19 protein-coding genes, 3 pseudogenes and 1 riboswitch are annotated in these 19,037 nt (G+C 53.8%); of the genes and pseudogenes, 6 read left to right on the top strand and 16 right to left on the bottom strand.

The window, feature by feature from the left end; genetic code table 11:
* Positions 1–25: 25 nt before the first annotated feature.
* Positions 26–520 (bottom strand): hypothetical protein, encoded by a 495-nt coding sequence (locus JOE33_RS06905; RefSeq protein WP_003425067.1) that lies wholly within the window; start codon positions 518–520, stop codon positions 26–28.
* Positions 521–786: 266 nt separating this feature from the next.
* Between JOE33_RS06905 and JOE33_RS06900 the strand changes: the two genes are divergently transcribed.
* Positions 787–1,749, top strand: coding sequence for a tyrosine-type recombinase/integrase (locus JOE33_RS06900; RefSeq protein WP_003425065.1), 963 nt, complete (start codon positions 787–789; stop codon positions 1,747–1,749).
* Positions 1,750–2,463: 714 nt separating this feature from the next.
* Here JOE33_RS06900 and JOE33_RS06895 read toward each other — a convergent pair.
* The 3 genes from JOE33_RS06895 to JOE33_RS06885 all read right to left on the bottom strand — a co-directional run bounded on the left by JOE33_RS06895 (position 2,464) and on the right by JOE33_RS06885 (position 5,220).
* Complete coding sequence (locus JOE33_RS06895) at positions 2,464–2,844, bottom strand: hypothetical protein (protein WP_003317528.1); 381 nt, start codon at positions 2,842–2,844, stop codon at positions 2,464–2,466.
* Positions 2,845–3,173: 329 nt separating this feature from the next.
* A complete protein-coding gene (locus JOE33_RS06890) occupies positions 3,174–4,166 on the bottom strand; it encodes a YncE family protein (RefSeq protein WP_003317529.1) in 993 nt (330 codons plus the stop codon).
* 157 nt (positions 4,167–4,323) lie between these two features.
* Positions 4,324–5,220 carry a LysR family transcriptional regulator gene (locus JOE33_RS06885; RefSeq protein WP_003317531.1) on the bottom strand — a complete coding sequence of 299 codons (897 nt, stop codon included), beginning with the start codon at positions 5,218–5,220 and terminating at the stop codon, positions 4,324–4,326.
* 117 nt (positions 5,221–5,337) lie between these two features.
* On the opposite strand from JOE33_RS06885, the gene JOE33_RS06880 reads away from it, so the two are divergent.
* Positions 5,338–6,507 carry a TDT family transporter gene (locus JOE33_RS06880; protein ID WP_010428856.1) on the top strand — a complete coding sequence of 390 codons (1,170 nt, stop codon included), beginning with the start codon at positions 5,338–5,340 and terminating at the stop codon, positions 6,505–6,507.
* Positions 6,508–6,515: 8 nt separating this feature from the next.
* On the opposite strand, the gene JOE33_RS06875 is transcribed toward JOE33_RS06880, so the two are convergent.
* The 10 genes and pseudogenes from JOE33_RS06875 to JOE33_RS06830 form a co-directional block, all read right to left on the bottom strand.
* Positions 6,516–7,118 carry a uracil-DNA glycosylase gene (locus JOE33_RS06875; protein WP_003317532.1) on the bottom strand — a complete coding sequence of 201 codons (603 nt, stop codon included), beginning with the start codon at positions 7,116–7,118 and terminating at the stop codon, positions 6,516–6,518.
* Positions 7,118–7,663 (bottom strand): inorganic diphosphatase, encoded by a 546-nt coding sequence (gene ppa / locus JOE33_RS06870; protein ID WP_003317533.1) that lies wholly within the window; start codon positions 7,661–7,663, stop codon positions 7,118–7,120. Before ppa ends, JOE33_RS06875 begins: the two co-directional genes overlap by 1 nt.
* 115 nt (positions 7,664–7,778) lie before the next feature.
* Complete coding sequence (gene eno / locus JOE33_RS06865; protein WP_003317534.1) at positions 7,779–9,062, bottom strand: phosphopyruvate hydratase; 1,284 nt, start codon at positions 9,060–9,062, stop codon at positions 7,779–7,781.
* A 73-nt stretch (positions 9,063–9,135) separates the two neighbouring features.
* Positions 9,136–9,477 (bottom strand): hypothetical protein, encoded by a 342-nt coding sequence (locus JOE33_RS06860; RefSeq protein ID WP_003317535.1) that lies wholly within the window; start codon positions 9,475–9,477, stop codon positions 9,136–9,138.
* Between the two features lie 94 nt (positions 9,478–9,571).
* Complete coding sequence (locus tag JOE33_RS06855) at positions 9,572–9,838, bottom strand: hypothetical protein (RefSeq protein ID WP_003317536.1); 267 nt, start codon at positions 9,836–9,838, stop codon at positions 9,572–9,574.
* Between the two features lie 42 nt (positions 9,839–9,880).
* Positions 9,881–10,204 (bottom strand): DUF190 domain-containing protein, encoded by a 324-nt coding sequence (locus tag JOE33_RS06850; protein ID WP_003425060.1) that lies wholly within the window; start codon positions 10,202–10,204, stop codon positions 9,881–9,883.
* 80 nt (positions 10,205–10,284) lie between these two features.
* A complete protein-coding gene (locus JOE33_RS06845) occupies positions 10,285–10,650 on the bottom strand; it encodes a hypothetical protein (RefSeq protein ID WP_003317538.1) in 366 nt (121 codons plus the stop codon).
* Entirely contained in the window at positions 10,647–11,993 is a 1,347-nt protein-coding gene (locus JOE33_RS06840) for a voltage-gated chloride channel family protein (protein WP_011267047.1), read from the bottom strand. Before JOE33_RS06840 ends, JOE33_RS06845 begins: the two co-directional genes overlap by 4 nt.
* A gap of 80 nt (positions 11,994–12,073) precedes the next feature.
* Positions 12,074–12,146, bottom strand: a riboswitch (Fluoride riboswitch).
* A gap of 95 nt (positions 12,147–12,241) precedes the next feature.
* Positions 12,242–12,565 (bottom strand): DUF190 domain-containing protein, encoded by a 324-nt coding sequence (locus JOE33_RS06835; protein ID WP_003425054.1) that lies wholly within the window; start codon positions 12,563–12,565, stop codon positions 12,242–12,244.
* 115 nt (positions 12,566–12,680) lie between these two features.
* Positions 12,681–13,319, bottom strand: a pseudogene (locus JOE33_RS06830) (arsenic resistance protein); the annotation flags it as partial.
* A 663-nt stretch (positions 13,320–13,982) separates the two neighbouring features.
* Between JOE33_RS06830 and JOE33_RS25755 the strand changes: the two are divergent.
* Positions 13,983–14,191, top strand: a pseudogene (locus JOE33_RS25755) (hybrid sensor histidine kinase/response regulator); the annotation flags it as partial.
* An 87-nt stretch (positions 14,192–14,278) separates the two neighbouring features.
* Here JOE33_RS25755 and JOE33_RS06820 read toward each other — a convergent pair.
* Positions 14,279–14,503, bottom strand: coding sequence for a DUF6555 family protein (locus tag JOE33_RS06820; protein ID WP_003425025.1), 225 nt, complete (start codon positions 14,501–14,503; stop codon positions 14,279–14,281).
* A 222-nt stretch (positions 14,504–14,725) separates the two neighbouring features.
* Here JOE33_RS06820 and JOE33_RS06815 point away from each other — a divergent pair.
* Positions 14,726–15,061: pseudogene (locus JOE33_RS06815) on the top strand (DUF1264 domain-containing protein); the annotation flags it as partial.
* A gap of 125 nt (positions 15,062–15,186) precedes the next feature.
* On the opposite strand, the gene JOE33_RS06810 reads toward JOE33_RS06815, so the two are convergent.
* The gene (locus JOE33_RS06810; protein WP_003425021.1) at positions 15,187–16,806 is read right to left on the bottom strand and encodes a methyl-accepting chemotaxis protein; all 1,620 of its coding nucleotides are present in this window, start codon (positions 16,804–16,806) and stop codon (positions 15,187–15,189) included.
* A 192-nt stretch (positions 16,807–16,998) separates the two neighbouring features.
* Here JOE33_RS06810 and JOE33_RS06805 point away from each other — a divergent pair, with 192 nt between their 5' ends.
* The gene (locus JOE33_RS06805; protein WP_003425019.1) at positions 16,999–17,559 is read left to right on the top strand and encodes a GNAT family N-acetyltransferase; all 561 of its coding nucleotides are present in this window, start codon (positions 16,999–17,001) and stop codon (positions 17,557–17,559) included.
* The gene (locus JOE33_RS06800; protein WP_003425017.1) at positions 17,544–18,503 is read left to right on the top strand and encodes a tyrosine-type recombinase/integrase; all 960 of its coding nucleotides are present in this window, start codon (positions 17,544–17,546) and stop codon (positions 18,501–18,503) included. The genes JOE33_RS06805 and JOE33_RS06800 overlap by 16 nt, the downstream gene beginning before the upstream one ends.
* Positions 18,504–19,037 lie beyond the last annotated feature (534 nt).

Here is a 19,037-nt window from a genome sequence, read left to right as displayed (position 1 = left end):
TCACGCGTCCACCGAATGCCGTCATTTATCCTATGATGTTGATTTGAACCTGCTCAGGTCTAACATGGTAGAATTTCGAAACCGCAAGCTTTGCATCCTCCAACGACATTGCCTTCCTTAAAACTCCGTCTAGGTCGAAGACCTCTGGAGGTTTACGAGATCTATTTAGAAAGGCGTCAAAGTCTGTCACTTGAGAAGATGTCAGTTCCGTACCTGGACGGTAAGTATCCAACAAGTAATTTACCTGCTCCTTGGATAATCCAACTGTCCCCCCTATTCTCAGAGTCCAGTCAATCATCTTTCCTTGCGATCGGTTTACTATCCTCCGGTCCCATCCTGTAACTTTGTAAAGTTCTGCGTCCCCATCTTTATTATATTCAACTACATATTGAATGCGAAGTGCATCCTCGTCCTGAATCTTTTCTGGAAGCTTCATCTCCCAATCTGGAACTGAAACAAATCCATAGGGGTACTCATTCTTTTCATCATATTGGATAACGTAAACTCTTGGTCCAGTCATTGACGCAATTCCTTTTGATAGTGGCGATTTGATAATAGCAGTGAGATTCCTGATAGCAAGCCTGATGGCTCTGCACTTTTGATGATCGGTAGGAGGTGCGCTTCCAGAGAACCTCCGATCCAAGCGAAAGCTAATTTAGGGTGATAAAATAGGTTATCACCACTTATTGCCGTTTATCGGTTTTAGCAACGGCGGACTGATATAGCGATGATTTTGTGACCGAAAGCTTTGAGAGCGATTGCAGGATAGCCAATGATGAGAACGATATGCAGGAACTGACGAAAAACCATACGAATGATCAGCGTCGGCTCACGGCGGTCGAATTTCAGACGCTGGCCAAGGTTCCAGCCGCGGTCGAGTGGTTTGCCAACCTGGACAACCCTCGAACACGACGTGCTTACCAAAACGACCTGGAAGACTTCTGTAGTTTTATCGGCTTGGCTTCGGCCGATGAATTTCGGGTCGTGACCCGATCGCATGTTTTAGCCTGGCGAGCCCACCTCGAGCATCGCGGTTTGGCCGGAGCCACGATCCGGCGCAAATTGGCCGCGCTGGCCAGCCTCTTTGATCACCTCCTGGAGAACAATGCGATCGCCGGCGGCAATCCAGTGCATGGGGTAAAACGTCCCAGGATAGAAAGCAATGAAGGCAAGACGCCGGCGTTGGGTGACCACCAGGCGAAGGCGCTGCTCGAGGCGCCGGATGAAACAACACTTAAAGGGCAGCGCGACCGGGCGCTATTGGCTGTTCTTCTCTATCACGGACTGCGCCGTGAAGAAGCGGCGCTGCTGCAGGTGAGCGACATTCAGGAGCGCCGCGGTATTCAGCATCTGAAGGTTCACGGCAAGGGCGGCAAGGTGCGATACCTCCCGTTGCACCCGATCGCAGCCGGGCGTATTCATCAGTACCTGGAAAACTCAGAGCATCATCTGGCCGAACGGAAGGTGCCACTGTTCATGCCGCTGCGAGGTAAATTGACCGGCGCCGGTATCACGGCAAACGGCATCTATGCCGTCGTCACGGCCTACGCGAAAAAGGCCGGGATTGAGGTCGACGGCCTTGGGGTTCATGGACTCCGAGCAACGGCAGCCACCAACGCCTTGGAGCATGAAGCCGATATCGCCAAGGTCCAGGCCTGGCTGGGTCATGCCAACATCAGCACGACCAAGATCTACGATCGGCGGGAGAACCGGCCGGAGGATTCACCCACCTATAAAGTGAAGTATTAATTGAAGTGATCGAGGCCTAAGCGGCAGCTCACCCACGCGCACTGCCAAGGATGTGGTGCAACGCTGCCCATGGATGATGACCTTCCACATCGCTGGCTGGACAGGTGTCGGCATGTAGAAAGGGGCTTTCGCAGTCTTCCAGCGCTTGGCTTTCCATGCAGCCAGTGCATACAGCACGTCCGGCAACGATCGACCATCGACCGTTCCGTTCCTCAACACCTCGTTCAGTCTCCACTGTTTCGACTCCTCAGCGTACGTTTGTTAGATGCTGAAGGTAGCGCTGTGCGGGCCGATTTGATACGCCCAAAACCATACCCTTGTTTGAGTTGTAAGCCATGCGCACCAACCAACAAAGCGACGCCTGTTGGTCGGCTTATTAACGGCAGCTTTCGGCCATAAGCAGACCTTCGCCCGCATATTTACGATGCCCTACCGTTCTAATTGGCGTTGCCTCAGAATATCGGTCCACTAGCGGCTGGATGGAACCACCATGCGCATCGTCACAGACTCCCGGCCAAACGAAATCCTCAGGCTGGCGTTACGGGAATACGTCCAAGGTGTACCGTACCTCGGCCCCATTTTTCGTTGAAATGATCCATCAAAGATTTATGAGGCGCGGCGGCTGTATGTTGGCGAAAATATCAGGTGTGTATTCTTCTGGTTTGCGCCACTGACAAAGCCAGTGGCGTAAGCCAGCCTATTAATTATTTGACGTTACGGCTTGGCAACGTGCCAGACTTGGTTGACGCCGTCACCGGTTGTATCCCCTGGCTTGGTATCTTTGACCCAGCTGTAAAGTGGCATGCCTTTGTATGCCCATTGTTTTGTGCCATCGTCTCGAGTGATGACAGAGTAATCATGACCCGCTTTCGCGTCTGCGGATACCGGTAGAGGTGGCCAGTTTGAAGCGCATGGCCCATTGCAGACCGACTTGCCCGAGGTGTCCTTACCGAAGGTATAAAGAGTCATACCTTTTGCGTCTACGAGTACTTTTCCCTTGTCCGTTTCAGCAAGCTTGACTGGCGCATCGGCGAGCGCCAAACCCGACATGCAGCTGGCGGCAACAGCGACGGTGAGAATCATCTTTTTGAACATATGTATTTCCTTTGGTCATTTTTAATTTTTAGAAGACCCACCTGCCTCTGAAACGGCAAGCGATCAGACAATAGACGAGCCACAAACAGGTTAATTCGACTCCATAGAAAAAACGTCCCGATATCATTTTTTGCTGGAATGCTGGGCTCTCCCCCCCCCCGGACCCTGTGCCTTCCTCAATTGAGCAAAGCGACGCTCACGGTCAAGCATCATTGGCTCATCTCAATGAGCGACGGCGATCCATCATCCAGGACTCATCATTTTCACTCATTATTATTCACTTGGTCGTGGAGTATCAGCAGGCCCCCATGAAGGCCTGCGCTGTTCAATCAGTCGGCCTTGAGCGTCGACACCACCTTGTTGCTGGCGAGATCGACTGTGGAGATACTCAAGTCCTCATTGAGGACATACGCCTTCGACTTGTCTTTGGTGAAGACAATGGCCTGGCGGGGTGCCTTCAAACCGGTCACAGTGGTGGTCACTTTCAGCGTTTTGGTGTCGATCACTGAAAGGCTGTTGTCACCGAGGTTACCCGAGTAGACGTGCAGCCCGTCTGGAGTGAGGGCTGCGCCGTAGGGGTCTTTGCCAACAATGACGGTGGTTGTGATGGCGCGTTTTTGAGTGTCGACAACTGCGATGCTGTTACTGCCGCTGTTAGCCGCGTACAGCGTATTGCCGTCCGCCGATATGGAGATGGCGCGCAACTTGTTGAAGCCAGTGATCTCACCTTCAATCGTATTGGTCTTGCTGTCGACCAAGGTAATTTTGTCCCCAAGAAAGTTGGTGACATAGACGGTTTTGCCGTCAGGACTTACTCGGATGCCCTGGCGCGGTTGGGAGAAGCCAGGTACCACAGCTACTGGCCGCTGGTGATCAAGGTCAATGACCGACAGCGTGCTGGCCGCTTCATTGTTGACGTAGAGCAGGCTTCCGTCCTTGCTGAGTGTGGTACCAAAAGCACCTGCGCCCAACGGAATATCTGCGATCACTTTTAAAGTCTTGGTGTCAATCTTGCGCACGACCCCCAAACTGCTGTCGGAGAGGTAGAACACATCGCCAGTTGGCGAAAACACAATATTTCGCGGCGTGACGTAGCCGGTGAGAACCTGGCGAACCTTACCGGTTTTCAAATCATAAACCACTACATCTGGACGCTGACTGTAAGAGACCACCGCCGTCGTTTCATCAGGGCTGACGGCCAGCGAGTTGTTGTGAATATCGCCGTCAAACGTCCAGCGATCTTGCGCGGCCCACGCGCTCATCGATGCGGCCAACGCAACACCCAACGTCAGGGCTGTGACGGTTTTCTTTATCACATTCATCAGAATTTCCTCATAGGGTAAGCAAGGCACCCAGTCGCGCCTTGGCATATACAACTCGTTCATCGCTGCAGGGCAATGAGTTGACTTTATGCGTCGTTGATAAATTCCGCAAACAACTTGTTTTGGTAGCTCTTACCTGTTTTATAAATAGGTCTAGCTACTCCTGGCTCACGAATTGACTGCATTTTTCCCAGAATCGCTCAAGCCCAGGCGAGATGTATTTGTCCCGGTGACGGATCAGAAAAAAACGTCGGGTCAGTGCAGGCAACGCGTGCGGCAGTTCAACCAAGACTTCAGAGGCCAGTAGATCCCGAACGACCCAGCGGGACAGGCAACTGATGCCGATGCCTTGTGCGAGGGTATGCTTGATGGCCTCTGAACTGCCGATCTGGCGCGTTTCGGCGAGATCGTGCAAATGACGCAGCAGCAATTGTTCGACTTCTTCACGGGTACCAGAACCTGGCTCGCGCAGTAGCCATTCAGCGGTACGAAGATCATCAAGTGTGACCTGCTGCTTTAGTGCCAAGGGGTGCCGTTGGCCTGCGGCAATAAGCAACTCATCAATTAGCCAAGGCTCGGCACTGAGTTCGGGCAGGTGGCAAGGCCCCTCGATCAGGCCCATATCAATCTCGAAATCAGCGACTCTTCTTGCGATAGCCATGCTGTTGGCCATGTCGACATCGACCCTCAAATGTGGTGTTGATTGACGTAGCTCACCGAGAATCAATGGCAGAACATAATTGCCTATCGTGGTACTGCATCCTACCCGCAAGCGTGTCTTCAGCCCGGCATGGCCGGGTAAGAAACTGGCCTCTATCTGTTGTGCATTCTCAAGCATCCTTCTGGCTTGAGGCAGTAAGGCATGGCCGTTATCGTTCAGCACTAAACGCTTGCCTACACGGTCGAACAGCCTGGTATCCAAGGCGCTTTCCAACTCGTTCAGTGCGGCGCTGGTTGCAGATTGGGACAGTGACACCGAAATGGCGGCGCTGGTGGTGCTACCGTGCTGCGCGACGGCGCAGAAAATTTGTAGCTGGCGTAGGCTTAGCTTCATGTAATCTACCTTCTTTATAGGTCATATAAACCTATACTATCCGTTTTTACCGCTATTCCCATCAAGCTATACTTCAACCATGTCATATCGAAGGCACACTGAAGCGGGAGCGCGAAAATGAGTGAGACACGACTCGCAGCTATAATGGGCGGCAGCCATCCACTGGCGGCTTTGTCCAATCCACGAGAAGCGATCCGGCAGTTCACACCCAACTGGTTCGCCGCCACGATGGGCACCGGGATTCTGGCGCTGGCTCTGGGCCAACTGCCCTTTGTTGCGCAGTGGCCCAAAGCGTTAGGGGAAGCCTTGTGGTTTTTTAATATCGTGCTGTTTTGCCTGTTTACGCTGATGTACGCGAGCCGTTGGGTATTGTTCTTCGATGAGGCCAAACAGATCTTCGGCCACTCCACTGTATCGATGTTTTTTGGAACTATCCCCATGGGATTGGCGACCATCATCAACGGTTTTCTCCTTTATGGTTTGCCACGCTGGGGGGGTGGGGTAGTCGCTTTAGCCGAAGTGTTGTGGTGGATCGATGTCACCATGGCATTGGCCTGCGGGGTGCTGATCCCGTATATGATGTTTACTCGCCAGCAGCACAGCATTGATCAGATGACAGCGGTATGGCTGCTGCCAGTAGTTGCGGCTGAGGTGGCTGCCGCCAGTGGCGGTCTATTGGCTCCGCACCTCGCTGATGCGAGCGCACAGTTCACCATGCTCATCACCAGCTACGTGCTGTGGGCCTACTCGGTGCCCGTCGCCTTGAGCATACTGGTGATCCTGTTACTGCGCATGGCTCTGCACAAACTACCTCATGAAAGCATGGCAGCATCGAGCTGGCTGTCTTTAGGGCCGATCGGTACCGGGGCTTTGGGGATGTTGCTGCTGGGCAACGATGCTCCAGCAATCTTTGCTGCCCATGGAATGGCAAGCATCGGCGGCGTAGCCGAGGGCATTGGCTTGATCGGTGGTGTGCTGTTCTGGGGGCTGGGATTGTGGTGGATGGTATTGGCGCTGCTAATTACCGGGCGCTACTTCAGGGAGGGCATTCCCTTCAACCTCGGCTGGTGGGGCTTCACCTTTCCGCTGGGAGTGTACGCCGTAACAACCCTCAAATTGGGCTCTATGCTGCACCTCACGTTCTTTAGCTTCTTTGGCGTGGTGCTGGTGTTGATGCTGACTGTCATGTGGATGATCGTCGCGGCTAAAACCCTGGCTGGTGCCTATCGCGGCAACTTGTTCGTCTCGCCGTGTATCCACTCGCTGAGCAAGGCGAGCAAAACCTGAGCCTTTGGCTACTTGATCGACTGTTTGGCGTGACGCAGTGTGGACAAAATGCGCTGCCTAACATTCGGGTGAGTGCAAACGGAAAGGGGGCTTGGGTGTGGCATTTCCAGCAATGAAAAATTAGGGAAGGCGAGCCGAACACGCGGTATGGCTTTCTGGGCAACACGTCCGGCAAACACGATAGTGACGAGATCAGGGAAAAGCGTCAGTAGCGTGATCAGCATCTCGATACCTTCCTCAATTTGCGCTCTGCGGAGCGGACCCTTGGGCTTATCGAGATCTGGTAACCAAGGGTACAAATTCCAAAGGACGGTTTTGTGACGTGCCAGTCCAACCTGCTCAATGAAACCTTTCAGGTTGCGTTGTGCAGGCCCCGGATTGTCTCTTGAGACATACCGTGGAAGACTGACCGTTCGAGCGGGCGATTCCAACAAGATCAATACCCTTGCGAAGACGCCGCCATCCAGTGGATCGAAATACGGTAATGTTCTTTCGCCCGTGGACTGGGCCATTACCCAGCGCGTCAATTCAGCAGTTTTCGGCAGCAGCAAAAAGTCTTCTCTTACCTTAAGAGAAATTTCCTGCTCTGCGCTTTTCTGATTGAGTAACACTACTTGGAAGCCTCCTTCTTCAGGTTATAGGCCGCTACCGATTTACGAATATCTTCCCGCGCTTCGTCTGCGCTCCCCCAGCGGCCCATTTTCACCCACTTACCCGGCTCTAACGCTTTGTAGTTTTCGAAGAAGTGCTGAATCTGTGCGAGGAGTAACGCAGGGAGGTCAGAGCATTCCTTTACATTGCTGTACATAGAGCTGAGTTTTTCATGAGGCACTGCGATTACCTTGGCATCCGCACCAGCTTCGTCCGTCATGTACATCACACCTACTGGGCGACTGCGGATGACAACGCCAGGTGATACCGGGTAAGGGCAAATCACGAGGACGTCCAAAGGATCGCCGTCATCGCTCAAGGTATTTGGAATGAACCCGTAGTTAGCCGGGTAGAACATCGGCGTGCTGAGGAAGCGATCAACGAAGATCTGTCCACTTGGCTTGTCCACCTCGTACTTGATCGGCGAGTGGTTTGCAGGAATCTCGATAACGGTGAAGAAGTCATCGGGGATCGCGTTACCAGCTGGAATATCCGTGTAGCTCATGCTCATATCTCCAAGCGTCTAGGAAAGGCCAATGCCACTGACGTTTTTGCCAACAGCTATACGTGGTTCGTTTTTTTACGGTAACCAGTCCAACAGGTTTACCGGCGATAGGCCGTCAGCGCACGAATGCATCATGTCCTGCATAAAACGCACGGCTGCCAAGATCCTCTTCTATTCGCAGAAACTGATTGTATTTCTCGACCCGCTCCCCCCGGCATGGAGCTCCTGTCTTGAGATGGCCAGTCCCCATCGCGACAGTCAGATCAGCGATGGAGCTGTCCACCGTCTCCCCGCTACGATGAGAAACCATCGCCCCCCAATTTGCCCCATAGGCCATTTCGATGGCGGCTTTGGTCTCAGTCAGCGTTCCGATTTGATTAGGTTTGATCAATACGGCATTGGCGACGTTTTCTGTGATGCCTCGCTGAATCCGTTCGACATTGGTGACAAATAGGTCATCTCCAACCAACTCGATCCGGTCACCCAGAGCTGCATTCAATAGCTTCCAGCCTGACCAATCGTCTTCCGCGAGTCCATCTTCCAGTACCGCAATCGGATACTTGTCGACCCAGGAGGAATAGAGATTAATCAGCTCTTGAGCATCGACCTTACGACCCTCAGAGCGCAGATGGTAAAGGCCGTTTTCATAGAAGCCGCTGGATGCTGGATCGATAGCGATCTCGATCTGAGATCCAGGGGTGTAACCAGCCCTCTCGATTGCCTTGATGATCAGCTCAATGGCGTCTGAGTTTTTCTTGAGTGCCGGCGCAAAGCCGCCCTCATCTCCGACCGCTGTTGAATAGCCGGCGTCCTTAAGCACCGCTTTCAGCTCGTGGTACACCTCGGAGCCCCATCGCAAGGCTTCCTTGAAACTGCCAGCCCCTGTAGGTGCAATCATGAATTCCTGAAAGTCAGGGCCTTGCCAGTTGGCGTGAACACCGCCATTGAGAATATTGAACATCGGGACGGGCATTCTTGCTGCTTGCTCGCCGCCCAGATATTGGAACAAGGGCAAGTTCAGCGCAGAAGCCGCCGCTCTGGCAACGGCGAGGCTCACGCCCAAGATCGCGTTTCCTCCAAGCCTGGATTTATCAGAGGTTCCATCCAGCTTAATCATCAAATGATCAATTTGTTCCTGGTCAATCGCATTCATGCCCCTCAGAGACTCAAGTATTTCGGTATTCACATTGCTAACGGCCTTTAACACTCCCTTGCCGGAGTACCGCTGTGTATCTTTGTCACGCAACTCAACTGCTTCGTGAGCGCCTGTAGAGGCACCGGACGGTACTGAAGCCCGGCCCATGGCGCCGCACTCCAAGGTGACGTCGACTTCAACGGTAGGGTTACCGCGTGAATCGAGAATTTCACGTGCATGAATGGCCTGGATTTGCGTTTTCATTGATCTTCTCCAAGTAACGATTCGGGAGCGTCATTAACCATTTGAATCCGTTGAGAGGCCTCTATGTCGGACGTCAGCTCTCCATGAGTATCCTGAACAGCTGCACTGCCGACACCGCAATTGCGGGAACCAAGAAGCCTCCAATAATTAGTTCAGGAATCTCTCCCACCAAGGGCATGAACTGCCCTCTTTTTGCCATCTGGAAAAGCTCCATCATTTGGTTTGAAGCAACCATTACAGAGCAGCAATACGCCGTCTGGGCTTGTAGCCTGACGCGCCTTTGATTTAGCAGATGAAAGGTCAGCAAGGACACTCCAACGCTTACGATGAAAAGCGCGGCGAACTCATAGACGGATCCTGTGAAAAACCTGCCCATCACAAGCCCGAATACGATGCTCAGCGTCACTGCGCTCATGTGGTCTCCCAATTCTCTAAAATGATTTTGATGAGCCGACGTCGGTGAGCTCCATTTCGCGATCTCATCTTTGGATTGCCAACCGCCATCGCGCTCAATGTTGCTGTGCTCTCAGCTCGTAGCCCGGTACGCAGGTCTGGGCTACGTCGGCCTTGCAGGACTTTTCACTGGGCATACGCATCGTGACTAATGCGCCTTCGAGCGGGGTGACGACGTACCACCCCTCGCTCGAAATCTTTTGATTGTCTGCGATGCCCGCCAGAAAAAGCGACCAAAAAACCAGTCCTACGAGGAGCTGCCTGTTGTCATGAGCCCAGTTAGCGGGGGCTGGCTGTGGACGTAGGTTATAAACTCGGTACATGGCGTTTATCCTTTTTATCGGTTGTCCAACAAGGTGCGTTTTTTAGTTTTTCGCCTGGCCCACTCGACCGTATTCGATGGGCAATTTGATATAGCTCAGTGAAAACGACTCCTTGGCCAATGCCTCCAGCAACCTGTCGCACCCAATTTCATCAGTGGATATAGTCACCGTGACGGGATGGTCGGCACCGCCGAGGAAATGCGCCGTATGCAAATGCCCCAAATGATCTAGCCCCTCTGTACCGCTCACCAACGTCGCACCCAACGCGCCCTCTCGCTTGGCGAACTCGACCAACCACTCTCCCAGTGGAAGGTGCTGGTAGTTGGTACTCTGTTCGGTGAAAAACGTCAGTTGAAAGCCGTTCATAGCTACATCCTCTAATGTCGCGAGTGACCGACGCTTCGGTCGGCCTTACCTCTTCATTTCCGAGCTGTTTTCAAACTGAATTACGACGCGTCAGTGAGCGGTAACTCACATAAGAGAAGAACTGCTCGCACCTTGCGTAACTCGTCAGCGTGGTCGCGCAGGTATGCGCGCAGCTTGTCCTCTGTATCTAGCAATTCCAGACACTGGGGATGACGCATATCGCCAAGCTCCGGGTGATGATGGGAGATGCGATGGCCTGGCAAATAACCTGCAGAAATCGTCTTGAGCATGACCTGCTCAATTCTTGCTTTTTGAGCAACTTTAAGGAGGTGCTGGGCTAGTGCAGGTGCGCTTAGGTGGTGCCAGAAGCTGGTCACGCGAGCCCGGCTAGCGCCAGGAAAATAGAGTTGCAAAGCTGTCAGGCGATCTTGGTGATGTTCAATCATTTCTCTTCCCCCGCAAGAGTCACTTTCCGCTCGCTGGCGGATTCACTTTGAGCATGAAATTGCTTGATATCAGAGAGCCGGATTTCCTCCGGAAGAGGACGGTGATGCTTGCTGTGGCCGACGCGCTGGGCGTGATAGATCCCGGTGTGTCCGGATACGAGGTAACTTGCGATACAGGCAATGGCTGCAAGCGGAGCAATTTCGGGCCCGAAGAGCTCCATGGCCATAACGATGGTTGCCAGTGGCGTATTAGCTGCACCGGCAAAGACGGCGACAAAGCCGATACCAGCCAGCATGCCGAAGGGAAGGTGCAAGAGGGGAGCCAGCGCATTCCCCAAGGTGGCACCGATGTAAAACAGCGGTGTGACTTCGCCGCCCTTGAATCCAGTCCCCAGGGAGACAACGGTGAACACCATCTTTCCAAGCCAGTCCCAAGGGGCCATTGGCATTTGAAAGGATTGGACGATGCTCGGAATGCCTAGCCCGATGTACTTATCAACGTCGATGTAATGGTTACTACCGAGCGCCCACACTGCGACTGCGATCAGCAGGCCGCCGGCGAAGGGTCTTAATGGTGAATAGGTGATAAGCCGCTTAACGAAGGCTCCGAGCTTGTGGGTCGCAGTCGCGAATAGCAGGCCGGTAAGGCCAAAGACAATCCCAGCTGCCACCACAGCCATGACGCTCCACAGCTGCACCGGAACCACTTCGCCAATGACGTAATGCGTGTGAACCACGCCCCAGGCTTGCCCCACCTGGTCAGCAACGATTGCCGCAACCACGCAAGGGAAAAGCGCGTCGTAACGCATACGTCCAATGGCCAATACTTCAAGTCCGAATAAAGCCCCGGCAAGAGGGGTGCCGAAGACGGACGCAAAGCCAGCACTGATACCGGCCATGAGAATCACCCGACGGTCTTCGCGGCGCAGACGGAAGACATGCGTCAGTTGATCGGCAAGGGCACCGCCCATTTGCACCGCCGTCCCCTCACGTCCCACAGATGCACCAAAAAGGTGGGAAACCACGGTTCCGATCAGCACCATCGGCACCATGCGCAAAGGCACGATCTTCTTAGGATCATGGATCTCATCGATGATCAGGTTGTTTCCGGCATCAACGGGTTTGCCTATCAAGTGATATGCAAGTCCCACAGCAAAGCCGGCCACTGGCAGGAGCCAGATTACCCAGGGATGGGTTTCTCGCCACTGGGTGGCATGATCCAAAGAAAGCAGGAATAACGCAGAAGCAGAGCCTGCCAAAAGAGCTACAAGACCAGCAAGCGCAAGCCATTTCGCTATATAGGGCAGTAAGTCGAGTTGTTCAGGTCGTCGAAATTTAGACATTTGGCCAGCCACAAAAAATAAGTGGGCCTGACCAAAGAAGGGATTCTAAGCGCGAACGCCTACAGACCTGGTTTGATCAGGTTTCTGTAGGCATCATCAGCTGCTACGGGCGCAGCGGTTTGTTAATGGAGGAATGCCATCTCCAATGCGCCGATCTTAGCTAGGTCTGTCCAAAATGTAAAATCGTGTTTCGGAGTACGAGGCAAGCGAAGGCGTCTTCGAGTCACCGCTTACGAAAGAGGGCCAAACTAGGTGACCTCTGTTCCGACGAAGCCCAGCTCAACTGGGGTTTTTATGTAAAACAACGAGATATCTTCAAGCTCCAATCGCTTGAATAACTGTTCAGATTCGTCCTCGGTAATGGCCATACGAATTTCGGTAGGCTGATCCGCTAGTTCAAAAAAATGCGAGGAATGCAGCCGGCCGGTATGCCCAAAGCCTTCGATACCTGTGGACAGAGTCGCACCCCGCAGTCCCATTTCTTTCGCCAAATCAACGACCCAGTCGCCGAGCATCTTTCCCTGATAGCGACGATTCTGTTGAGTAAAGAAGGTCACCAGAAAAGCTTTCATGTTCCTCTCCTCAGCGCGTGTTGATTATTTGATAGGACAGAAGCCCGGCAGCCGTCATTACCAGCGAGCCCACGACGTGTAGTGAAACTGAGCCTAGCGCCCAGGGCAGCCTACCCATCACGACCAATACAGCCGCCATAGCCGGTACAGGCATCCAGGCCCATGCGTTGTTCCAGCTTTCAACGATGCGTGATCTCTTTGCCCCGGCAGCTGTTGCTACCGCTAAGACCAAAGGCAAAGCGATCAGCATCACAAAGGCCTCAACAAATGGGCCTATAGAAATGACCACTGTTGAGTCGTTACCCAGCATGAAGGTCAGGTACACCGGCAGCAGTACAAGCTGCATCAAAAGAAGCAATGGGGTGGCCGCCAGAGTGAGTTTGGAGTCGCCTTTACCGATATGGGTAAAAACCACCACATAGTCGATACAAGGCGTCAGCAAGACCAACAGGGCACCCACCAAAATCGCCGGGTGATTGGTTATCCCCATCGTCAATGCCCAAACCAGCAAGGGGATGGCCACGAAGTTGGCTGTGAGCAGCGCCGCCATGAAACGCTTATTTGCGAGGCCATTACGGAGATCCAAGAACGGGATCTGTAGAAACATGGCGTACATCAGCACTGCGATGGTGGGTGTCACCGTCGACCCTAATGCTTCAGACGCATTGGGGGCGAGCAGGCCTCCGAGGGCCGCGACAATGACCGCGACGAAGTAAATGGGAATCTGGTTAGTCTCTAGCTGTTCTCTGTCCACAAAATGCCCTTCAAGCGCGTGAAATTATTTTCTGAAGACAGGTTAATATCTGTAGCTGCTACAGGTTCAAGAAAATGCTTGGGGAGTTTGCATGTCAGGAATCGGGGCGCTGTCGAAATCAACGGGTTGCCACATTGAAACGATTCGCTACTACGAGAAAATAGGCCTTTTACCTCCCGCCCTGCGGTCGACTGGGCGTCATCGAATCTATACTGAAAAGCATCGATCAAGACTCGTCTTCATCCGGCAGAATCGTGAATTGGGTTTCCCGCTCGAAGATATCCGAGAACTCATCGCGCTCGCAGCAGATGCTGATCGTCCGTGCGCTGACGCGCTTTCGGTGGTCAAGAAGCACCTAGCGGAAGTAGAGTCGAAGGTAGCAAAGCTTCAGCAAATCCGGGTAGAGCTGCTCTCAATGGCAGGTATGTGTGAGTCAACATGCTTAGGTTCGAACACTCCAGACTGCACGATTGTTGAGTCACTTTTTGAACCTGCTGCTGGGGTTCGCTCTGGTTGCTGCTCCTAGACGAGTCAAGAGCATAGGGGGAGCAAGCTGCCATCGAAACCGAATAGCGCGATAGCCTCGACAGGGTGTTTCGAGCGTCCGTCTACACCAAACGGGCTGGTACAAGATGTGTTCGGCAGACGCTTACGACCTGATCAATTCCTGGTGGAATGAAAGGCGTGACGCTGGCCCGGGAAGCCAAGCGCTTTTACCCCACTCCAAAGGTGTCGCTGAAAACTGGTTATTCCGAAAACTCGCTAGAGCCTACGGATGCGGGGGGATTTTGATGTTATCCAAATCTTACGTGCCCATCGATCTGGCTAAGAAGGTGAGGCAAGTGCTGGAGGGGCCCAACGGGGTCAGATGACTATTCGTTCTTGTTCAGTGCAGCCGTCAAAGCCCGCCAGCTTGCTCTAATGGTGCATTGATACACCATGCGAGACTGAGCTGACTACTAAGCGTGCGACCACTGCACCTGGACAATACCGTGCCGCTTGGCGAGTGGCTTGCTAACGATCTGGACCCTGTCTCGGCGATATTTCGGGATCTGCGCTACCCCCGAATCCACTGCAGCCCAGTGCCAGGCCTCAGCATTGCTCATGATTTCCGCGCTGACGTAAAAGCTCTTGTCGGCACCATTGTGCACGTACTCGATTCGATAATGAGCGGAGTGTGGCATGGGCAATTCCTTTCCCGGAATGTGACGAAGTTCCCTTATTCGGAAAATCCCCAAGTTCCTAAGTTCCGTCTCTTTGAATCACCTCACCAGCTCCGGCAATGGCGGCATAGTGTTTAGTCCACACTGAGGCCTAAAGGCAAGTGGCGAATCCCCGATCTGTTATCAACCAATCTTCAGGCCATGAAGCTCAATTGCTGTGGAGTCACTCAGATTGCTGACCGGGTGGAGCGACTGGCTCATACCCATGGCAAGACGTGGCACACCTGGCACACCGATCAAGACAAAACACTTCCCCTAGGTGTTCCACAACTGATGATGGGGTTCACAGCTGACGGCCAGGCTGATCCCGCAATGCAGCAACAACGCAACCAACGCTTGGGAATCGTCAAGTCGGCAATCAAAGCTCAACGAGCCGATATTCAGATCCCCAAAGCAGATCCAGGTGCGGATGGATGGCAGCATGGGAAGACAATTCAGATCAACGATCCTACGGGACATCTTCACGGGCCCGCAACGTCACCCACCCCACAAAACACAAACAGCCGATCAACCCAATAGCCAATAGACTGTGCAATCCCTGCAGGCTCACGCTCAGGGAGGACGGTATATCGCCAAGGCACAGTCGACAGTCTAGGTCCGATATCCAAGGACATCGGACGAGTCCGCTGACGTACGTGAATACCTTAAACCTTGAAACGATTGACCAGCTGATTCAGACTAACCGCAAGCTTCGACATCTCGTTGCAAGCGCTTGCAGTCTGGCTTGCACCTGCAGAACTTTGGGAGGCCAGCTCGCGAATGCTAACCAGATTGCGATCGACTTCCCGGGCGACGTGCGCCTGTTCTTCCGAAGCGGTGGCGATGAGAATGTTACGCTCGTTGATGCCCGTAATAGCTGTCGCGATCTGGTCAAGCGAACTGCTGGCATCGCCTGCGACGCTTAGGGATTCTGCAGCCAGTTCTCTGCTGGTGGCCATCGCCTTCACGGCCTGGTCAGAATCGTTCTGAATGGCCTGAATCATCTGCTCAATTTCTTGCGTAGACACTTGCGTGCGGTGAGCGAGGGCTCGAACTTCGTCAGCAACGACTGCGAAGCCTCGGCCTTGTTCACCCGCCCTAGCGGCCTCGATCGCGGCATTGAGCGCAAGCAGATTGGTCTGCTCAGCAATGGCTCTGATCACCTCAACCACTTTGGAAATGTTCTGTGCACGATTGGACAAGCCAGTGATCTGCTCGCTGGTGTCGCGCACGTTGCTCGACAGCTTTTCGATGGACTTAAGCGTCTGCGATACACGCTCCAAACCAACCTCCGTATAGCCCTGACCTTTCCTGGACTCTTCGGAAGCTGATTCGGCATTGCGTGCTACCTCGTCCACTGCAGCGCTCATCTCGGTGACAGCAGTTGCAGCCTGATTTACTTCATCATTCTGCGACACCAGGCCAAGGCTGGATTGCTCAGTCACCGCGGTCATTTCTTCCGAGGCGGCAGCCAGTTGGGATGAGGAGTCAGCGATCTGCATGATCGTGCTTCGAAGGTTCTGCTGCATCGTGGCCAACGCGCTCAAAAGCCTGCCTGCCTCGTCGGTACCGCTTACCTCAACCTCCTTCGTCAGATCGCTTGAGGCAATGCGTTCGGCGACGCTAAGGGCGCTCCCGATGGGCGACGTAATCGTTTTGGTTAGAAGAGTTGCCAAACAAAGAGTCAGGAGCGCGACGAAGATAATCAGGCCGATGACGATGTAAAGACCTGAATCATAAACTTGCGTCGCTTGAACACCGGCAAGCGCAGCGCCTTTGTTATTGAATTGTGTTAATTCCTCGACCTGAGTTTCCATTTGGTTCGTGAGGGGACGTATACCGGTAGCGACGAGTTTGACAATCGAAGCGGTGTCGCCTGCCTTCAACAAAGGTTCCAGCAGATCCAGTTGGCTTGCGTAATCGTCGTAGGACTTTTTCACGGCCAAGAACAACTGTCGCTCCTGGTCACTCGCAATGAGGGTCTCATAGTTATAGACCGCATCCTTCATGGCTTTCCGGTAGGCAGGAAATTTGACGATGGTCTGCTGAACGGTTTGAGGATCGGCAACGGCCCGCTGGGTCTCCAACCGGACGCGAAGGACGGTGGAGTTCATCATCGCGGTTTGCCGAATACTGGGTAGCCAATTCAGTTCGACATCCTTTTCCGTATCGCGAAGCTTGCCCATCTGCAGTATGGCGATGACGCCCAAGACCACGACCAGCAAAATGATGGCCGAAAAAAACAAGGTGGCGCGTGGAGCGAGGTTTATATTTCTGAGCCGCATAGGACTTCCCACTGCAAGATGGCCAGAGGCCTGGTCTTGAAGCTATCGGCTAGAAATCGTGAAGGATTATGGCTGTTCGTCAGCTCGTTGACACCACGTCCCCCGGCGGCGCATGCGTACCATTGTCGGTTATGGCCGTTACTTACCAATGTAAGAAATACGTTATCACGCTAATTCAGGAGGGCTGACCGTATGTCTATCATTGAGCCAGTTCGGCATTATTTTCATAGACGCGAAGCTGAAATGATGATTCAGGTGGCGCACAAGTTGAGTTTGTTGGTTCAGGAGCAAGCAGCGCCACGAGGCAACTTCGTTTTCCCTGGGATGGACTATTTGGCCAGGCTGGAGGTCGAGGGCAAGCGAGTGGGCCACATTGATTACTGCATCAACCCGCTGCAGGACCGGCTCTACATCGACAAGATCGAAATCGACGCAGATTATCGACGACGCGGGTTCGCCTTAAGCGCGCTCTGGCAACTCTGGCAAAAGCACCACCTGCCCATAGTGCCCCTGTATCAATTTGGCACATCAGATGGATTCTGGCACAAGGCGCGGATACGTTTTGCGGCGGTGGGAGCCGTAATCGGAGATGAGATTCGTAGCATGGAAATGATCGCCGAAATGGATCGCTGGCAGCACCTAGTGCCTGAGCCGATCCATGAGCGCTTGCAGCGTGAGCTCATGGCATCGGATGAGTGGCCTGCTATTAAGGCTAAATGGGACGCGGAGTACGGTCCATGCCGGGAGAATTGATCTCAATTGAGGATGGCGGACGTCGGCTTACGGCGGCGGAGTTCCAGCAACTGACGGCTGTACCCTCAGCCGTGGAGTGGTTTGCCAATATCGATAATCCACGTACCCGCCGGGCGTATCAGATCGACCTACAAGACTTCTGCAGTTTCGTCGGCTTGGCCGGGGCCGAAGAGTTTCGGGCCGTGACGCGCGCACATGTCCTGGCCTGGCGCGCTCGGTTGGAGCAGCGTGGTCTGGCCGGAGCAACGATCCGGCGTAAACTCGCCGCGCTTGCCAGCCTGTTTGATCATCTGCTCGAGAACAATGCAGTGGCAGGGGGCAATCCGGTCCACGGCGTCAAGCGGCCCCGGATCGAAAGCAACGAAGGGAAGACGCCCGCGCTCGCGGACCACCAGGCCAAGGCGCTTCTCGATGCGCCGCCGGCTGACAGCCTCAAGGGACTACGAGATCGTGCTGTGCTGGCCGTGCTGCTGTACCACGGCCTGCGCCGGGAGGAGGGCGCGCAGTTGAAAACCAGCGACTTGCAGGAGCGACGGGGCATTAAGCACCTGCGGGTGAACGGCAAAGGCGGCAAGCTGCGCTGGCTACCGCTGCACCCCGTGGCCGCCGAACGTATCTACGCATATATGGAAAAGGATCTTGAGCGAGGAGCAGGGAATGGGTCGCTGTTTAGGTCACTACGAGGTCGCGCCTCTGGTACCGGGCTGAGCGCCGATGGCATTTATAAGATCGTGTGTCATTGGGCGATGTCTGCCGGCATCAAGGTTGATGGTCTGGGCGTCCATGGTTTGCGGGCCACGGCGGCGACAAACGCGCTTGAGCATGACGCGGACATTGCCAAGGTGCAGATCTGGCTGGGGCACTCAAACATCAGCACGACGCGTTTGTATGATCGGCGCGGCCAGCGACCGGAAGACTCTCCGACGTTTAAAGTCAAATACTGAGAACCGCGGATTGTGGGCCACCCTTCAACCACTACCACTCGTCGGAGAATTAAGGTTGGTAATTACTGCTCACTCCAAATCTCGAAATTTGACGGAAAGGCTCGTAGAGGTCTCCCGGATGCTTCCAGATACCTCAAAACACCATTTCTACGAAAATCGCGTAGTCATAAAAACCCCCGCGCGAGGCGGGGGCAGAGTGCATCACTGTCTTTATCAGGTGGCAATGCAATTTTCTTGCGTTTAACATCGGTGCAACACATGACGCATACAACGGGACCTAGGAAATCTCAGAGTATTGCTGGTAACCCTCTGCGTCAACTCCTCTAGGGGGTTTACTCGCTGTCGTGTGGATATGTCAGGAGCCTAATCCTGATCCCATTCACTCTGCGAGGACATCGCCATGCTGCGATTCATACCTGAAGAGTTGATTAGAGCGCTGCAGACCGTTTACTGGTCTATTCGTCTGATTCGACTAATTCAACAAGTCTAAGCAACACCAGCAGGGGCATGCGCCCCTGCTGCCTTTCTGTTCGC

The sequence above is a fragment of the Pseudomonas sp. PvP027 genome (assembly GCF_017833005.1).
GTDB lineage: Bacteria > Pseudomonadota > Gammaproteobacteria > Pseudomonadales > Pseudomonadaceae > Aquipseudomonas > Aquipseudomonas congelans.
This window is presented reverse-complemented; position numbering and strand designations above follow the sequence as displayed.